Source organism: Streptomyces sp. NPDC055078, from assembly GCF_053607985.1.
Genome location: NZ_JBSGUP010000107.1, coordinates 1 through 16,809 on the forward strand (window position 1 = coordinate 1; position 16,809 = coordinate 16,809).

Consider the following 16,809-nt stretch of genomic DNA (forward strand, 5'->3'; position numbering starts at 1 on the left):
CCCCGCGCCTCAAACGCCGGCGGGGCTGGATTTGTGCACCTTGCGCCTCAATCTCCCCCAGGGCTCCGCCTGGGTGGGGGTGCACCCGGCGCAGCCAGGGGGAGGACCCCCAGGCGGGGCTGATTCTGTCGCCCCTGGCACACTCAGCCTGTCCGGCGTTTGAGGACGGACCCTTGTGCCGAGGGGCGTGCAGTCTCTGGCGCTTCGCCGGGGCTCATACGCCGGCTGGGCTGCAACTTTCTCAGCCTGTCCGGCGATTGAGGACGGACCCCAGGGCGCGAGGGCCCGCGCGCCGGGCAGGGGCCTCCGCGGGGAGGCCCTGATGACACACCCAGGCTCAGGGCACCGTAGAGGCGGGGAGGGTCATCGGGCGCTCAGGACCTTCGCTACCGCGGGGCCCGCCGCGTCGCCGCCGCGGCCACCGGACTGGACGACCGCCGCGGCGGCGAGGTCGCCGGCGTACCCGGTGAACCAGCTGTTGGACTTGCCTTGGCCGTCGACCTCGGCGGAGCCGGTCTTCGCGCCCTTGTCGCCGCTCACCGAGGCCATCGCGGCCTGGCCGGTCCCGTTGAGGGCGCTGGCGCCCATCATGTCCCGCAGGGCGGAGGCGATGGGGCCGGGCAGGCGCTCGGCGGTGGCCAGTTCGCGGTTGTCGAGGGACTGGGGGACGATGATGGGCTGGCGGAAGCCGCCGTTCTTGACGGTCGCGGAGATGGACGCCACATTGAGCGCGTTCATCGTGATCTTGCCCTGTCCGATGTACGAGGCGGCTGTCTCCGGGCCGGACGACGGCGGCACCTTGCCGTCCACGCTGACGACGCCCGTCTTCCAGTCGAGACCGATGCCGAAGTACTTCCCCGCGGTCTCCCCCAGGGCGGTGTCGGCCTCGTCGCGGTCGTCGAGCGGCTTGACGGCCTTGATGAAGGAGGTGTTGCAGGAGCGGCGGAAGCTGTCCTTGAAGGTGCCGTTCGGGATGGCGAACTTCTCCAGGTTCTCGAAGGTCCGGCCCATCCAGGTCACGGTCGCCGGGCACTCCACACTGCTGCCGGGGCCCTGGACGACCCCCCGGTCCATCATCATCGCGGCGGTCACGATCTTCATGGTGGAGCCGGGTGCCTGGGCGCCCATCATGGCGGTGTTGTAGCCGCCGGCCGGGTTGTTGGCGACCGCCTGTATCTCGCCCGTACTGGGCCTGATGGCGACCACCGACGCCTGGGCGTGCGGCTTCACCGCCGCCTCGGCCGCCGCCTGGACGTCCGCGTCCAGGGTGGTCCTCAGCGTGCCCTCCTTGCCCTCGGTGATGGCGAGCAGGGTCTGATCGGGCAGATTGCTGTCGGCGTTGGAGAGGACCAGTTCGACCCCGGGGGTGCCGCCCGCCTTCTCCCCGTACTTCTTGCGCAGTGCGTCCAGTACGGGCCCGAGGGACGGGTACTTCGCGGGCGTCAGCTCCCGGTCACGCCGGTCGACGGCCTTGATCGGCGGTGTGGACGCCGGGCCCGTCCGGAGGGAGGTCGCCTTCGTCAGCTTGGGGTGCAGCACCGAGGGCACCCAGTCGACCAGCGGCTTTCCCGTCGTCAGCCCGCGCACCACGGTCAGCTCGGAGGCGTACGACCAGGGCTTGCTCTTGCCCTTGTACGTCACGGTCGCCTTCACCGTGAACGGCACCTTCGCGCCCACCGCCGCCCCCGGCGTGATCACGGCCGCCGAGACACCGGCGTCCGAGCGGTATCCGGCGAGCAGCGGCTCGGCCTCCGCCGGGTTGTTGGTCAGCTCGCCGGCCTTCGGCGCGTCACCGCGCGCCCACGCCGCGAGGAAGTCCTTCGACGCCTCGCCGATCTCCTCGGCGGTCAGCGGTCCGGTCTTCCGTTCCGCGGACGCGGACTCACCGTCGCTGCCGTCCCTGTCGGCGATCAGGTTGTAGCCGCCGTAGCTCACACCACCGGCCACCAGCGCGAACACACCGCCGATCACGGCGACCTTCACTCCACTGCGCATTGCCCGCGTCCCCTTCCAAGGAGCCCCCCACTGCCTTGAACATGTTCAGGCAATATGTCTCGTGCACCTTACGGGACAGGAGTGACAGAAGAGCAGACTGTTATGGGACCGCGACGTACCGCACGCAACCTCTGCCCGGCGTGCCTGTCCGCCCGCGCTCACCCCTCTGACAGAGGATGGTGAAATGGCGAGAACGGCAAAGAGAATGACGAAGGGTGAGTGGCGGAGGTTCGTCGCGGAGGGTACCCGCACCGGGAAGCTCTCGACCGTACGAGCCGACGGGCGCCCGCACATCGCTCCGGTGTGGTTCCTGCTCGACGGCGACGAACTGGTCTTCAACACCGCCGCGAAGTCGGTCAAGGGGCGCAATCTGCTCCGGGACGGCCGGGTCGCGCTCTGTGTCGAGGACGACCGGCCGCCGTTCTCCTTCGTGTTGCTGGAGGGGCGTGCGGAGATCAGCGAGGACCTGGAGCAGGCGCGGCACTGGGCCACCCGGATCGCGGCCCGCTATCTGGGCGAGGACGCCGCCGACGACGCCGGCGCGCGCAACGGGGTCCCCGGGGTGCTGACCGTCAGGGTCCGCCCCGCCAAGGTCGTCGCGGTCGACGCCGTCGCGGGCTGACCGGCGGCGGCCACCGGCCCACCAGGTCACCCGGCCCACCAGGTCACCCGGCCACCGGGGCGTCCCGTACCCGTACCCGAAGCCCCCGCCATGGCCCGAAGCCGCTGCCCTACCCGTTCCTGTTCCCGTTCCCGTTCCCGTACCCGTACCCGGATCCCCGCCCTGCCCGGACAGGCCGCCGTTCACGCCCCCGCCGTGTCGCGCTCCGTCCCGCCGGAGCCCGAGCCGGCTGTCTCGTCGCCGCCCGCGCCCGCCGCCCGCGCAGGGGCCCCGTCCCCGTCCGCCGCCTTCGTACGGGCCTCCTCCGCCTCCGTCCCGCCACCCGCGTCGGTGAACGCGGCGGCGGCCTTCCGCCAGGCGTCCGACACCCGGGCAGGGGCGGTTCCGGCGGCGGCCAGGGCCTTCGCCAGTTCCTCGTAGGCGCGGCCGGCCTCCCACCGGCCCACTTCCTCGGCGAGCCGCACGGTCCGCTCGCCCGCTTCGATCGCCTCGGCGAGGCGGCCCGCGGCCCGGAGCGCGGCGCCGCGCCTGCGCAGTGCGAGGGCTTCCCGCGGGCGGTCGGCCACCTCGCGGAAGTAGTCCCCGGCCGCCTCGGCGGCGGCGAGGGACTCATCGAAGCGCCCCAGTTCGCGCAGCACTTCGCTGCGGTTCGTCGAGGCGACGGCTACCCCGTGCCGGTGGCCGATCCCCTCGCACAGCGCGAGGGACCTGTCGGCCGCGGCCAGCGACTCGTCGAAGCGCTTGAGCTGGTGGAGCACCCGGCCGTAGGTCGTCCAGGCCGAGCCCTCCTCATGGGGAACGCCCAGCTCCCGGGCGATGTCGCGGGCGGTCTCGGCGGCCGTGAGCGCCTCCTCGGGCCTGCGCAAGTCGTTCAGCACGGCGCCGGTGTTGTTCCAGACCATGCCCTCCCGGTGCCGGTCGCCGGTCTCGCGGAAGATGTCCAGGGCGGTCCGGCTGGCGGTGAGCGCCTCCTCGAACCGGCGCAGCTCGCCGAGGCAGCAGCTGTAGGTCAGGGTCGCCTGCCCCTCCTTGTGCCGGTCGCCTGTCTCCCGGGCGATGTCGCGAGCCGTCCTGGCCGCTTCGGTCGCCTCGTCGTTCCGGTACAGCCGGAGGAGGGCGCTGCTGACGCCGGCCCAGGCCATGCCCTCGCTGCGCCGGTCGGCGGTCTCCCGGTAGAGGGCGCGCGATGTCTCGGCCGCCGCCAGCGCCTCCTCGAACCGTCGTGACTCGGCGAGCCCGTTGCTGAGGTTGATCCAGGCCATGGCCTCACGGTGGCGGTCGCCGGTCTCCTGGAAGATGTCCCGGGACTTCTCGGCCGCCGCCGTCGCCTCGTCGAACCGCCGCAGCCGCCGCGCGGCGTTGCTGAAGTTGTTCCACGCCATCGCCTCGCCCGTACGGTCATCGGTCTCGCGGAAGATGTCCCGGGCCTGCTCGGCGGCCATGGCCGCCTGGTCGAACCGGCGCAGTTCCAGCAGGGGACTGGAGAGGTTGTTCCACGCCGTGGCCTCCTTATGGCGGTCGCCGGTCCTCTGGTAGATGTCGCGGGCCGTCTCCGCGGCGTTCAGCGCGTCGTTGAACCGCCGCAGCCGGAAGTAGACATCGGCGACATTGACCCAGGTCATGGCCTCCTTGTACTGGTCCCCGAGCTTCTGGAAGATACGGCGGGCCGTTTCCACGGCCTCCAGGGCCTCATCGAGCCGGTGCAGTTCCTCCAGGGCCGCGCTGTAGTTGATCCAGGCGTGGGCCTCCTCCATCTGGTTCCCGGTGTCCTGGAAGATGTCCCGGGCCTTCTCCGCGGCGGCGCGCGCTTCTTCGTAGCGCCGCAGCTCATGGAAGGCGTGGCTGAGGTTTCCCAGGGCGACGGCCTCGTTCGCCTTGTCGCCGGTGTCCTGGTAGGTGTCCCTGGCGATCACCGTCACCGCGTACAGATCGTCGAACAGCCGCCGCCACTTGAGATAGATCCCGAGGTGGGTGGCGAGGGCCGCCGCCTGGGGGTCGTTCTCCAGCCGGCCGAGGTGCACGGCCGCGACGAGTGTGGAGCGCTCCATGTCCAGCCAGGCCAGCGCCTCGTCCCGGCTGCCGAACACCCCCGCCACCTCGTGTCCCGGCAGCGCCTCCAGCCGCAGGGCCGCCGATCTGGTGGTCCGCACATGGTGGCTCATCAGCCGGGTGCGCGCCCGTGCGTGACGGCGTCTCACCCGGCGGCCCCGCTCGGCGTGGGCGGTGGCCAGTTCGGCCGCGTAGTCCCGCAGCAGATCGTGCATCTGCCAGCAGTCGCGCAGGGCGCTGCGCTCCAGCAGATGACCCCGGGCGAGGCCGTTGAGCAGGTCCCGGGCCTCCGTCTCGCTCCGGTCCGCGAGGATGGCGGCGGACTTGGTGGAGATGGTGGGGCCGGGGTTGAGGCTGAGCAGCCGGAACATATCGACCTGCTGCGGGGTGAGCAGCATGAGCGACTGCTCGAAGGGGGCGCGGACCGCCCGGCTGCCGTCGTCCAGCTCGGCGAGCCGGCCGCCCGTCTGGCCGAGCTGGCGGGCCCGTTCGGCCAGCGGCTGGCCCCGGTCGGCGGTGAGCAGCGCCGCCGTGATCTGCAGGGCCAGCGGCAGAAAGCCGCACGCCCGCGCGAGCGCCTCCGCGCTCTCGGGGTCGTCCTCCACCCGGTGGTCGTCGGGCGCGGCGACATACAGGGCGCGACGCAGCAGTTCGACCGAGGCCGCGAGCGGCAGGGTGGTCAGATCGACCAGCCGGGCGCCCATTCCGGTGAGGGTGTGCCGGGAGGTGATCAGCAGCCGGTGCCGGGGGGTGCCGGGCAGCAGCGCGGTCACCTGGCCCGACTCCGACGCGTTGTCGGCCACGATGAGCAGGCGCTCGCCGCGCTGGGCCCGTATCTCAAGCTGTGACCGGTAGAGCCCCTGGCGTTCGTCGACCGAGCCCGGGATGTGCTCCACGGGCACCCCGAGGGAGCGCAGCAGCGCGTCCAGCGCCTGTCCCGGCTGGACGGGCGCCTGGTCGTAGCCGCGCAGATTCACGAACTGCACCCCGGTGAACCAGCCGCGCTCCAGCGCCCGGTGCCCGGCGGTGACGGCCAGGGTGGTCTTGCCCACCCCCGGCAGGCCCGCGACGACGGCCGCCGTCGGGACGGCGGCGAGCCCGCCGTCCGGCCGCTGCCGCCGGGGGTCGAGCAGATCGAGCAGTTCGTCCAGTTCGTCCTCGCGCCCGGTGAACTCCGGCGGTACGGGCGGCAGCGACGCCAGCGCGGGCGGCACTCCGGGCGAGGACATGGAGTTGTACGTGATGTGCTGGGTGCCGCTGCCCTGGACCGGGCCGGTGTGCTTCCCGTGCCGGAAGTCGTTGTGCCGGCGTGCCCTGGCGGGCTTCTTCCTTCCCACGCGGCTACTTGTTGTACGTGATGTGCTGAGTGCCGCTGCCCTGGACGGGGCCGTCGAACTTCCCGTCCCGGAAGTCGTTGTGCACCCCGGCGGCCCGCTCGGGCGCGGCTTCGGGGGAGATCGCCCGCACCGCGCGCTCCAGGTCCGCCGCCGCGTCGGGGTCGGCGGACAGCGTCGCCCGGAACGACGCCTCCCACACCTGGACCGCCCGCGCGAACTCCGCGTCCGCCGCCCGCCGGTCCGTCAGGGCCCGCTCCAGCTCACCGGCGCGGGCCAGATCGTCCGGCCGCTCCTCCAGGGCGGCGAGGGCGGACTCGCTCGTGGCGGCGGCATCGGGGGGCCCGTCAGCGGCGGCAGCCGGTGACCCGGCCGGGGTGACCTGGGGGGACTCACCTGCCGCGCCCCCCGGTGACCCGCCGTCCCCGTCCCCGGCCGCTGTCGCCGCCGCCCTTCTGCGGCGTACGACCCCGCTCAGACCGGCCCACGCCTGACGGCCGATCTCCCCTCCGGCGCCACCCGCCAGAGCCGCGAGCACCGCCAGCGAAATCGGGTCCATCTGCCCCACCCCCCATAAATCGTCTGTCCGGCCCACACGGTATGCGTGTACCGCCCGTCGTCGCAGGCGAACCGGGCATTCACCGTCACACCCGCAGCCGTCACACCACAGCCCTCGTACCGCAGCCGTCATACCCAGCAGTCGCATGCGTCAGTCGTACGCGTCATTCGTACGCGGGCAGTCACACCCAGCCGTCCCCACCGCAGCCGCCCACCGCAGCCGTCCCCACCGCAGCCGTCCCCACCGCAGCCGTCACACCCAGGTGTCGAGCCACATCCGGTCGCGCCAGTCCTCCACCGGGATGGGGTTCCCCGTGTACAGCGGATGGAAGTAGATGAAGTTCCAGATGATCAGCAGGACCAGCACACCCGCGCCGATCGCGCCGATCGCCCGGCGGCGTTCGTCCGAGCCCGGTGGCCCGAGGATCGCGCCGATCATCATCGCCACCGCCAGACACAGGAACGGTACGAAGACGACGGCGTAGAACAGGAAGATCGTGCGTTCCTGGTAGAAGAACCACGGCACCCAACCGGCCGCGATCGCGCAGGCGATCGCGCCCGCGCGCCAGTCCCGGCGGAAGAACCAGCGCCACAGGATGTACACGATCGCGAAGCAGGCCGCCCACCACAGCAGCGGGGTGCCCAGCGCCAGGACCTCGCTCGCGCACTTGCCGGCCGCGTCGGACGGGCAGCCGTCGACGCCCGCCTTGGGGTCCTCGTAGTAGTACGAGACCGGGCGGCCCAGGATGATCCAGCTCCAGGGGTTCGACTGATAGGTGTGACCCGACGTCAGATTGACGTGGAAGCTGTAGACCTCGGTCTCGTAGTGCCAGAAGCTGCGCAGCCACTCCGGGACCCAGGTCATGTCGAACTGCGGCAGATCGACTTTTCCGGCCAGCGGCAGGTTCACGGAGTCGGGGGACAGGCCCCGGCGGCCCTCCGCCCAGTTCCGGAAGTAGCCCTTGTCCGAGAAGATCCAGCCGGACCAGGACACCAGATAGGTGACGAGCGCCACCGGGACCGTCGCCACGAACGCCGGGGCGAGGTCCTTCAGCAGCACGGTCAGATACGGCCGGTGGGCGCCCGCCGTACGCCGGGTGCCCACGTCCCACGCCACGGTGAGCAGCCCGAACGCGGCCATCACATACAGGCCGTTCCACTTGGTCCCGGCCGCGAGCCCCAGCATCACGCCCGCCGCGATCCGCCACGGGCGCCAGCCCAGGCGCAGGCTCTCGGCGATGACGGCGTCCGGCCGCAGCACCCCCTCGGCATCGGTCGGCAGCGCCGCCGCCAGTTTCCGCCGGGCCCAGTCGCGGTCGACGATCAAGCAGCCGAAGGCGGCCACCACGAAGAACATCAGCACCAGGTCGAGCAGTGCCGTACGGCTCATGACGAAGTGCAGTCCGTCCACCGCGAGCAGCAGACCCGCGAGACAGCCGAGGAACGTCGAGCGGAACAGCCTGCGGCCGATCCGGCAGATCATCAGCACCGACAGGGTGCCGAGCACCGCGACCATGAAGCGCCAGCCGAAGGGCGTGAAGTCGAAGATCTTCTCGCCGATGCCGATGATCCACTTGCCGACCGGCGGATGCACCACATAACCGGGGTCCACCGGGATGTCGACCGCCGACGGATCCTTGAGGATCTTCTTGTCGATGTCCTTCGGCCAGTTTCCCTCGTACCCCCGGTTGATGAGGGCCCACGCGTCCTTGGCGTAGTACGTCTCATCGAATATCACCGCGTGCGGCTTGCCCAGGTTCCAGAACCTGAGCACGCCCGCGACCAGGGCGACCAGCAGCGGGCCGAGCCAGGCGGACGCCCGCAGCAGCGGGTTCACGACCCCCGGCGGAATGCCGAACACCGGCCACAGCCGTTCGGACGGGCGGGTGTAGGGCGGCACCAGGCGTTCGCGCAGCCCGATCTCGGGCCGGGGCGTGTAGCCGAATCTGCGCAGCCGCTGCTGCCAGCCGGCCGGCTGCTGGTCGGCGTCCCGGCCCTGGTCGGTCTGTGGAGCGGTACTGGTCACCGCGCCATCGTAGGGAACGCCACTGTGCGAGGTGCGCGTCCGGGCCCGCGTCCGGGGCGGTGACGAGCCGCGCGGCCGGGCCGCTGATGAGCCCCGCGCCCGGGGCGGTGACACCCGCGCCCGGTGCCGCGCCCCGTGTCGCGCCGGGCGCCGGGGGCTCGCCGCGCCCTGTGCCGCGCCCCGTGTCGCGCCGGGCGCCGGGCTGCTGCGCCGCGCGAGGAGGGCCCCGCGCGCCCCGGCGTCCGCCCGACCCCGTTCGCCCTGGGAGAATGGCGTACGTGACGACTGTGCCGCCTCGCGAGACGCCCCCCGGAACCCCGGCCGGACTGCTGGTCCTGGCGGGCACCCCGATCGGCGACGCCGCCGACGCCCCGGCCCGCCTCGCCGCCGAACTGGCGGGTGCCGATATCGTCGCCGCCGAGGACACCCGGCGGCTGCGGCGGCTCACCCAGGCGCTCGGCGTCCAGACCTCGGGTCGGGTGGTGTCCTATTTCGAGGGCAATGAGTCCGCCCGTACGCCGGAGCTGGTCGACGCGCTGAGCGGCGGAGCGCGGGTGCTGCTCGTCACCGACGCCGGGATGCCGTCCGTATCCGACCCCGGCTACCGGCTGGTCGCCGCCGCCGTGGAGAAGGACATCAGGGTCACCGCCGTCCCCGGCCCCTCCGCCGTCCTCACCGCCCTCGCCGTGTCCGGGCTGCCCGTGGACCGCTTCTGCTTCGAGGGCTTTCTGCCGCGCAAGGCGGGCGAGCGCCTCTCCCGCCTCCGGGAGAACGAGGCCGAACGCCGCACCCTCGTCTACTTCGAGGCCCCCCACCGGCTCGGCGACACCCTCACCGCAATGGCCGAAGTGTTCGGACCGGAGCGCCGGGCCGCCGTCTGCCGGGAGCTGACCAAGACATACGAGGAGGTCAAGCGGGGCGGTCTGGGTGAGCTGGCAGGCTGGGCGGCCGACGGCGTACGCGGCGAGATCACCGTCGTCGTCCAGGGCGCCCCCGCCCCCGCGCCCGGGGATCTCGACCCCGCTGAGCTGGTGCGCCGGGTGCGGGTGAGGGAGGAGGCGGGGGAGCGGCGCAAGGAGGCGATCGCGGCGGTCGCGGCCGGGGCGGGACTGCCCAAACGCGAGGTGTTCGATGCGGTCGTCGCGGCAAAGAACGCGGCTGGAGCGGCCCCCGGAGACGGTAAAGGACTATCGTAAAAGGCAAAGCGCAGACCGGGTCCGGGGCACCTTGGGCATGGGAAGGCCAAAGTCCACACCATTATTCGACAGGCGCTGATGCGCTCCCGCCGGAATGGGCGTCCACTGGGGCAGTGGAAAGGAGCTGGCATGAGTGAGATCACAGGCACCGCCAAGGTCCATGAGGCATACGCCTTCGCCTGCATGCGCTGCGGGCACGGTTGGGAACAGTCGTACGAAATCGAGCACCACATCGACGGTTCCGGCCGGGAATACGTCGTGTACAAGGCGGGTGGCGAGCGGGTGCCGTCCCCGCTTTCGAGCCCCAGTTGTATGAACTGCGGGGGAAATGTCGTCAGGATCATGAGGGCCGGACAGGTCTCATCGGTGCTGGATCTGATGGCTCGTGCCGCGAACCCCACGCGTCCGCGGCAGACCAAGCCCGTACCGCCGGCCGGTCCGATCGGGGCGGGGGAGGGCCCCGAAGCGGAGCGGACCCCGGCGCAGCACCGCTCATGGCATCTGTCCGATCTGCTGCATCCCTTCCACCGGAAGTGAGCCGCCGGCTCCACCGCGTCCCCGGGAGTGAGCTGCCGGTTCCGCCGCGTCCGCGGGAGTGAGCCGCCGATCCCACCGAGGGTGAGCAACCGATCCCACCGAGGGTGAGCCGCCGGGCACGCGCCTCGTAGGATCGCGTCCATGAGTTCGAAGTCCGCCCCACCGCCGCTGCCCGAACCGCTCCGGATCCCGGTCGCCGATTCGCACACCCACCTGGACATGCAGGCGGGCACGGTCGCTGAGGCGCTGGCCAGGGCCGCGGCCGTAGGGGTGACCACCGTCGTCCAGGTGGGGTGCGACATCGACGGCTCGCGCTGGGCCGCCAAGACCGCCGCCGACCACGAGGGTGTGCACGCCGCGGTCGCCCTGCACCCGAACGAGGCCCCCCGGATCGTCCTGGGCGACCCCGGCGGCCGGGGGCACGGCCCGCGCGAGGCGGGCGGGGACGCGGCCCTCGACGACGCCCTCACGGAGATCGACGCGCTGGCCGCCCTGCCCCAGGTGCGCGCCGTCGGCGAGACCGGGATCGACCGCTTCCGTACGGGACCGGAGGGGATCGCCGCCCAGGAGCGCTCCTTCCGCGCGCATATCGAGATCGCCAAACGGCACGGCAAGGCGCTCGTCATTCACGACCGGGACGCCCATGCGGATGTCCTGCGCATCCTGAGCGAGGAAGGCGCACCGGAGCGCACCATTTTCCACTGTTATTCCGGTGACGCGGAAATGGCCCGGGTGTGCGCCGCCGCCGGATACTACATGTCGTTCGCGGGCAATATGACGTTCAAGAACGCACAGCCGCTGCGGGACGCTCTCGCCGTCGCCCCGCGCGAACTCGTTCTGGTGGAAACCGATGCGCCCTTTCTCACGCCGGTGCCCTACCGCGGACGGCCCAACGCGCCGTATCTCATTCCGATCACGCTGCGCGCCATGGCCGAGGTGAAGGGAGTGGACGAGGACACCCTGGCCGCGGCGGTGGCGGCGAACACGGCCGAGGCATTCGGTTACTGACCGATAACGGCGAATGCGCCTCGCGGCGCATCGGCGCGACACAGCGTAGTGACATCGCTTTGGAGAGTGGCCCCCGCTCCGATAACGTCCCGGCCCCGACGCCATCGGGCGGACCGGACCTGGATCTTACGGAGCGTCATGAGCGATGTGAGCAGTGCGCGGGGCGGTCACCGTGCCATGACGGCGGCCGGCACGATGACGGGCCCGGACGAGCCGGAGTCCGGCGAGCCGATGCCGGGTGAGCGGGCGTTCGGTGAACGGGAGCCGGGTGAGTCGCAGTCCGGTGACCGGGGGCCGGGTGAGTGCGTGTCCGGTGACCGGGAGTCGGCCGCGCCGGAGCCCCCGCCCGGCCGCGCCGAGCTGCGCAGGGCCGGGAGGTGTGGCCGGGCCCCCGAGAGCCAGGGCCGGGGCCAGGGCCAGGGGCGGCCGGAGACCCTCCGGGGACCCGACACCTTCCGCAGACTCGTCCCGCAGGCCCTCGTCGTCGCCTTCCTGGCGGGCGGGACCTCGGCGTTCGTCGCCAGCGACAAGGCGGTGAAACTCACCGTCGACGGCGTACCGCGCACGATGCACACCTTCGCCGACGATGTGGGGGAGCTGCTCAAGGACGAGGGGGTCGCCTACGGCGCGCATGACATCGTCGCGCCCGCCCCCGGCGAGGATCTCGACAGCGGGGACGAGGTCGTCGTCCGCTACGGCCGGCCCCTCATCCTGACCCTGGACGGCCGCAGGCAGGAGGTGTGGACCACCGCCCGCACGGTGGAAGGCGCGCTGCGGCAGCTCGGGGTGCGCGCCGAGGGCGCGTATCTCTCCACCTCGCGCTCCGCCGCGATCTCCCGCGGCGGGCTCGCGCTGGACGTACGCACCGAACGGACCGTGACGTTCATGGCGGACGGCCGCGAGCGCACCGTCCGTACCAACGCGGCGACCGTCGGCGAGGCGCTGGCCGAAGCGGGCATCGCGCTCGGCGGCGAGGACACCACCTCCGTACCCCCGTCGAGCTTTCCGCGCGACGGGCAGACGGTGACGGTCATGCGTATCACCGGATCGCGCCAGGTCCGGGAGGAGACGATCCCGTACGAGGTGGTCAGGACCCGGGACCCGGAGCTGTTCGCGGGCACGGAGGTCGTCGCCCGGCCCGGCAGACCCGGCGCCCGCCGGATCACGTTTCAGCTGCGTACGGTCAACGGGGTGCGCCAGCGGCCCCGGGAGCTGACCGCCGAGGTGGTGCGGGAGCCGGTCACCGAGCGGGTGCGGGTGGGGACGAAGCGCCGGCCCGAGTCCGTGGCGGGCGCGGACGGCCTGAACTGGCGGGCGCTCGCACAGTGCGAGTCCGGCGGGCGGCCGGGAGCGGTCGACGCGTCCGGGACGTACGGCGGGCTGTACCAGTTCGACACCGGCACCTGGCGCTCCCTCGGCGGCAGCGGCAGACCCCAGGACGCGTCGGCCGACGAGCAGACGCACCGGGCGAAGAAGCTGTATGTGCAGCGGGGCGCGAGCCCCTGGCCGCACTGCGGCCGGCGGCTCCACTCATGAGGCGCCCGTACGGGCCCACCCGCGCCCGCGCCGCTCCGGACGCCACGAGCGCCTGCGGCACCGGTGGTCCACGCGGCCCCGGCAGCCCGTGCGGCGCAACCGCCGCACCCCGCACCCGTAGGCTGTATCGGTGAGCACCACTGAGCCATCCGACGTCCTCCTCGGCCCCGCCGACATCCGCGAACTGGCCGCCGCGCTCGGCGTACGCCCCACCAAGCAGCGCGGCCAGAACTTCGTCATCGACGCGAACACCGTCCGCCGGATCGTCCGGACGGCCGGAGTCCGCCCGGACGACGTGGTGGTCGAGGTCGGACCCGGGCTCGGCTCGCTGACCCTGGCGCTCCTGGAGACGGCCGAGCGGGTCGTCGCCGTCGAGATCGACGACGCCCTCGCGGGCGCGCTGCCCGCCACCATCCTGGCGCGGCTGCCCGAGCGGGCCCCGCACTTCACGCTGGTCCACTCCGACGCGATGCTCATCGACGAACTGCCCGACCGGCCGACCGCGCTCGTCGCGAACCTCCCGTACAACGTCGCCGTCCCCGTCCTCCTCCATATGCTCGCCCGCTTCCCGTCGATCGAGCGCACCCTGGTCATGGTGCAGGCGGAGGTCGCCGACCGGCTCGCGGCCGGCCCGGGGAACAAGGTCTACGGGGTGCCGTCGGTGAAGGCGAACTGGTACGCAGAGGTGAAGCGCGCCGGGTCCATCGGGCGGAAGGTGTTCTGGCCCGCGCCCAACGTCGACTCCGGACTGGTGTCCCTGGTGCGCCGCGACCCGCCGAGGACGACGGCCACCAAGGCCGAGGTCTTCGCCGTGGTCGACGCGGCCTTCGCCCAGCGCCGCAAGACCCTGCGGGCGGCGCTCGCGGGCTGGGCCGGATCACCGGCCGCCGCCGAGACCGCGCTCGTCGCGGCGGGGATCTCGCCGCAGGCGCGGGGCGAGGCACTGACGGTGGCGGAGTTCGCCCGGATCGCGGAGGCGAAGGCATGAGCGAGAGCGGGAGCGGGAGCGTGAGCCGGAACGGGAGCGTGAGCGTGAGCCGGAACGGCAGCGTTACGGTACGGGTCCCCGCGAAGGTCAACGTCCAGCTCGCGGTCGGCGGGGCCCGCGCGGACGGCTTCCACGACCTGGCCAATGTCTTCCTCGCGGTCTCGCTGTACGACGAGGTCACCGCGACCCCCGCCGCCTCGCTGACGGTCACCTGTGAGGGCCCGGACGCCTCGCTCGTTCCCCTGGACCGTACGAACCTCGCCGCCCGCGCCGCCGAACTGCTCGCCCGGCACCACGGCCTGTCCCCGGATGTCCGCCTCCATATCGCCAAGGACATCCCCGTCGCGGGCGGCATGGCGGGCGGCAGCGCCGACGGCGCCGCCGCGCTGCTGGCCTGCGACACCCTGTGGGGCCTGCGCACCCCCCGTGCCGACCTCCTCGGCATCTGTGCACAGCTCGGCAGCGATGTCCCCTTCAGCCTGGTCGGCGGCGCGGCGCTCGGCACCGGGCGCGGCGAGCGCCTGACGGAACTGACGGTGGGCGGCGACTTCCACTGGGTGTTCGCCGTCGCGGACGGCGGACTGTCGACCCCGGCGGTGTACGGCGAGTTCGACCGCCTCACCTCGCACGTACAGGTCCCCGAACCCCGGCCCTCGGCCCCCCTCCTGGACGCCCTGCGCACCGGCGACCCCCTCGCCCTCGCCGCCGCCCTCTCCAACGACCTCCAGCCCGCGGCCCTCTCCCTGCGCCCCTCCCTCACCGCGACCCTGGACGCGGGCCTCGCCGCGGGCGCCCTCGCCGCCCTGGTCTCGGGCTCGGGCCCGACCACGGCTTTCCTGGTGAAGGACGCGGAAGCGGCGGTGACGGTGGCGGCGGCCCTTAAGGCGTCCGGCACCTGCCGCACGGCCCGCGTGGCATCGTCCCCGGCGGCGGGCGCGGTGGTGGTGTAGCCGGGCGCTGCGCGGGCCGGGCGCATACGTTCACCCGCATGTTCGAGCGCCTTATCCAGAGCCCGGGCCTCCGGGCGGTAAGTATGCTGCGGGCGCGGGCCGGGTCGATACCGGTGCCTGTTACTACCGCGGGCTGAGGAGCGTCGCCCACATCGACGGGGCACGCAGCGATGTCCGCAGTTTCGATCTCGACTGGAGCGTGCCCGACGTTCCCGAAGCCATCGCCCGAGACGCGCAGCGGCGCGTGCGCCAGCAGCTGGTGCGGAAGGGCTGGAAACTCACCCACGAAGGCGACCGTGTGGGCGCGACCTTCCGCGAACTGGGCTTCCGCTTCGAGAACCCGGACGGCGGCGACCAGGTCGACATTCAGTGGAACGACTCGTCTGAGGCGCACTGGCACCCGAACAAGCGATCCGCAGGGCTCTGAAGGCCCCTCCCACCCCTGAGGGCTGGAAGCGACTCGTCACTCAGCCGGATCCGATGGCCGCAGCGGTCTCGTCCCGTCGGGCGGCCGGACTACTCAGCCGCCGATCTGAGTACGAGCGCCCTCCCCCGCGAGCGGCCCCCGCGCGACCGTACGTTCATGGGATCAAGCGTTCGTGAACTGGCCGCCGCCACCCCCACCACCCGGGACCGCTATGTCGACCTGCTGCGGGTGGCGTCGCTGGGGACCGTCGTCCTGGGGCACTGGCTCATGGCCGTGGTCAGCGGGGACGAGGTGGGGAACCTGCTCGCCGTGGTGCCGGAGTTGCAGGTGCTCACCTGGGTGCTCCAGATCATGCCGGTGTTCTTCTTCGTCGGCGGGTTCTCGCACGCGCTGTCCTACCGGTCCCTGAGCCGCAGGCACCCGGACGGTTCGGTCTACGCCGCGTTCCTGCGGGCCAGGCTCCAGCGGCTGCTGCGGCCCACCATGGTCTTCATCGTCGTCTGGGGTGTCCTCGCGCTGCTCGTCCAGCTCGTCGGGCGGGACGGCGGGCTGACCGGGGTCGCGTTCAGACTCGTCACCCAGCCGCTCTGGTTCATCGGGATCTATCTCGCGATGGTGGCGTTCACCCCGCCGCTGCTGAGGCTGCACGAGCGGTACGGGTGGGGCGCGTTCGCCGCGCTGGCGGCGGGCGCGGTCGCCGTGGACGTCGCCCGGTTCGCGTTCGGGGTCCCGTACGTGGAGTTCCTGAACTTCGGCTTCGTCTGGCTCGCCGTGCACCAGCTCGGCTTCCTGCGGGCCGACGGGCGCCTGGCCCTGCCCGCCGCCCTCGCCGGGGTGGGGCTCGCCGGGGCCGCCGCGCTGGTCGCGTACGGGCCGTATCCGCTCTCCATGGTCGGGATGCCGGGCGAGAAGGTCTCCAACATGGCCCCGCCCACACTCGCGCTGCTGTGCCACGGACTGTGGCTGGTCGGCGCGGTCGAACTGCTGCGGGGGCCGGGGACGCGGTTCGTGCGGCGGGCGGGCGTCTGGCGGGCGGTCGTCGCCGCGAACGGAATCGCGATGACCGCGTTCCTGTGGCATCTCACCGCGATGCTCGGGGTGTACGGGGCACTGCTCACGCTCGGCGTCCCGCTGCCCGAACCGGCCTCGGCCGCCTGGTGGGCGCAGACCCCGGTCCGTATCGCGGTGGCGGCGGTGCTCACCGCGGGCCTCGTCGCCGCCTTCCGGCGGTTCGAACGACCCGCCCCCGCCGCCGGTCACGGCGGGTCGGGACCCACCGCCGCCCTCGGGATCACGCTCTGTCTGCTGGGGGTGCTGGGCCTGTCCATGGTCGGCTTCGGCGGACTGCTGGACGGTCACTCGGCGACCCTGATAGCCGTACGGATCACCGCCCCGGCCGCCGTGGCGATGGCCCTCGTCGGCTGGCTGCTGGTAGAGCGGGCGGGCGGGGCCGAACGGCTCCCGCGCTCCTGACCACCGACAGACCGCCGCCGCCCGGTCGCCGTAGCGGCCGTCATGGTCGCCGGGGCAGGCGGCGACCTCCGGGTCCCCGATGCCGGCCGACGGTGCCGGAGGCCCACAGG

General features: G+C 72.6%; 13 protein-coding genes. 9 read left to right on the forward strand and 4 right to left on the reverse strand.

Annotation, left to right across the window (positions count from 1 at the left end; all coding sequences use genetic code 11):
* Window positions 1-363: 363 nt before the first annotated feature.
* A complete protein-coding gene (locus ACWF94_RS12325; protein WP_453487287.1) occupies window positions 364-1,995 on the reverse strand; it encodes a penicillin-binding transpeptidase domain-containing protein in 1,632 nt (543 codons plus the stop codon).
* 184 nt (window positions 1,996-2,179) lie between these two features.
* Here ACWF94_RS12325 and ACWF94_RS12330 point away from each other — a divergent pair, with 184 nt between their 5' ends.
* A complete protein-coding gene (locus tag ACWF94_RS12330; protein WP_453487288.1) occupies window positions 2,180-2,617 on the forward strand; it encodes a PPOX class F420-dependent oxidoreductase in 438 nt (145 codons plus the stop codon).
* A gap of 182 nt (window positions 2,618-2,799) precedes the next feature.
* Here ACWF94_RS12330 and ACWF94_RS12335 read toward each other — a convergent pair whose 3' ends face one another.
* The 3 genes from ACWF94_RS12335 to ACWF94_RS12345 form a co-directional block, all read right to left on the reverse strand.
* A complete protein-coding gene (locus ACWF94_RS12335) occupies window positions 2,800-6,003 on the reverse strand; it encodes a tetratricopeptide repeat protein (protein ID WP_453487289.1) in 3,204 nt (1,067 codons plus the stop codon).
* A gap of 4 nt (window positions 6,004-6,007) precedes the next feature.
* Window positions 6,008-6,559 (reverse strand): hypothetical protein, encoded by a 552-nt coding sequence (locus ACWF94_RS12340; RefSeq protein ID WP_453487290.1) that lies wholly within the window; start codon window positions 6,557-6,559, stop codon window positions 6,008-6,010.
* 252 nt (window positions 6,560-6,811) lie between these two features.
* A complete protein-coding gene (locus ACWF94_RS12345) occupies window positions 6,812-8,584 on the reverse strand; it encodes a dolichyl-phosphate-mannose--protein mannosyltransferase (protein ID WP_453487291.1) in 1,773 nt (590 codons plus the stop codon).
* A gap of 278 nt (window positions 8,585-8,862) precedes the next feature.
* Between ACWF94_RS12345 and rsmI the strand changes: the two genes are divergently transcribed.
* The 8 genes from rsmI to ACWF94_RS12385 all read left to right on the forward strand — a co-directional run bounded on the left by rsmI (window position 8,863) and on the right by ACWF94_RS12385 (window position 16,699).
* The gene (gene rsmI / locus ACWF94_RS12350) at window positions 8,863-9,780 is read left to right on the forward strand and encodes a 16S rRNA (cytidine(1402)-2'-O)-methyltransferase (protein ID WP_453487292.1); all 918 of its coding nucleotides are present in this window, start codon (window positions 8,863-8,865) and stop codon (window positions 9,778-9,780) included.
* 129 nt (window positions 9,781-9,909) lie between these two features.
* Window positions 9,910-10,317, forward strand: a complete 408-nt coding sequence (locus ACWF94_RS12355; protein WP_453487293.1) for a hypothetical protein — start codon at window positions 9,910-9,912, stop codon at window positions 10,315-10,317.
* A 141-nt stretch (window positions 10,318-10,458) separates the two neighbouring features.
* Complete coding sequence (locus ACWF94_RS12360; protein ID WP_453487294.1) at window positions 10,459-11,325, forward strand: TatD family hydrolase; 867 nt, start codon at window positions 10,459-10,461, stop codon at window positions 11,323-11,325.
* 138 nt (window positions 11,326-11,463) lie between these two features.
* The gene (locus tag ACWF94_RS12365) at window positions 11,464-12,861 is read left to right on the forward strand and encodes a ubiquitin-like domain-containing protein (protein WP_453487295.1); all 1,398 of its coding nucleotides are present in this window, start codon (window positions 11,464-11,466) and stop codon (window positions 12,859-12,861) included.
* 130 nt (window positions 12,862-12,991) lie between these two features.
* On the forward strand, window positions 12,992-13,849 hold the full coding sequence (rsmA, locus tag ACWF94_RS12370; protein WP_453487296.1) for a 16S rRNA (adenine(1518)-N(6)/adenine(1519)-N(6))-dimethyltransferase RsmA: 858 nt from the start codon (window positions 12,992-12,994) through the stop codon (window positions 13,847-13,849).
* On the forward strand, window positions 13,846-14,799 hold the full coding sequence (locus tag ACWF94_RS12375; protein ID WP_453487297.1) for a 4-(cytidine 5'-diphospho)-2-C-methyl-D-erythritol kinase: 954 nt from the start codon (window positions 13,846-13,848) through the stop codon (window positions 14,797-14,799). The genes rsmA and ACWF94_RS12375 overlap by 4 nt, the downstream gene beginning before the upstream one ends.
* A gap of 199 nt (window positions 14,800-14,998) precedes the next feature.
* Complete coding sequence (locus ACWF94_RS12380) at window positions 14,999-15,226, forward strand: hypothetical protein (RefSeq protein ID WP_453487298.1); 228 nt, start codon at window positions 14,999-15,001, stop codon at window positions 15,224-15,226.
* A gap of 156 nt (window positions 15,227-15,382) precedes the next feature.
* A complete protein-coding gene (locus ACWF94_RS12385; RefSeq protein WP_453487299.1) occupies window positions 15,383-16,699 on the forward strand; it encodes an acyltransferase family protein in 1,317 nt (438 codons plus the stop codon).
* Window positions 16,700-16,809 lie beyond the last annotated feature (110 nt).

What these genes read in the sequence shown, in the direction of transcription:
- ACWF94_RS12385 (WP_453487299.1), top strand. Translation starts at nt 15,383, where the DNA reads ATGGGATCAAGCGTTCGTGAACTGGCCGCCGCCACCCCCACCACCCGG.
- ACWF94_RS12375 (WP_453487297.1), top strand. Translation starts at nt 13,846, where the DNA reads ATGAGCGAGAGCGGGAGCGGGAGCGTGAGCCGGAACGGGAGCGTGAGC.
- ACWF94_RS12365 (WP_453487295.1), top strand. Translation starts at nt 11,464, where the DNA reads ATGAGCGATGTGAGCAGTGCGCGGGGCGGTCACCGTGCCATGACGGCG.
- ACWF94_RS12325 (WP_453487287.1), bottom strand. Translation starts at nt 1,995, where the DNA reads ATGCGCAGTGGAGTGAAGGTCGCCGTGATCGGCGGTGTGTTCGCGCTG.
- ACWF94_RS12360 (WP_453487294.1), top strand. Translation starts at nt 10,459, where the DNA reads ATGAGTTCGAAGTCCGCCCCACCGCCGCTGCCCGAACCGCTCCGGATC.
- ACWF94_RS12355 (WP_453487293.1), top strand. Translation starts at nt 9,910, where the DNA reads ATGAGTGAGATCACAGGCACCGCCAAGGTCCATGAGGCATACGCCTTC.
- ACWF94_RS12330 (WP_453487288.1), top strand. Translation starts at nt 2,180, where the DNA reads ATGGCGAGAACGGCAAAGAGAATGACGAAGGGTGAGTGGCGGAGGTTC.
- ACWF94_RS12340 (WP_453487290.1), bottom strand. Translation starts at nt 6,559, where the DNA reads ATGGACCCGATTTCGCTGGCGGTGCTCGCGGCTCTGGCGGGTGGCGCC.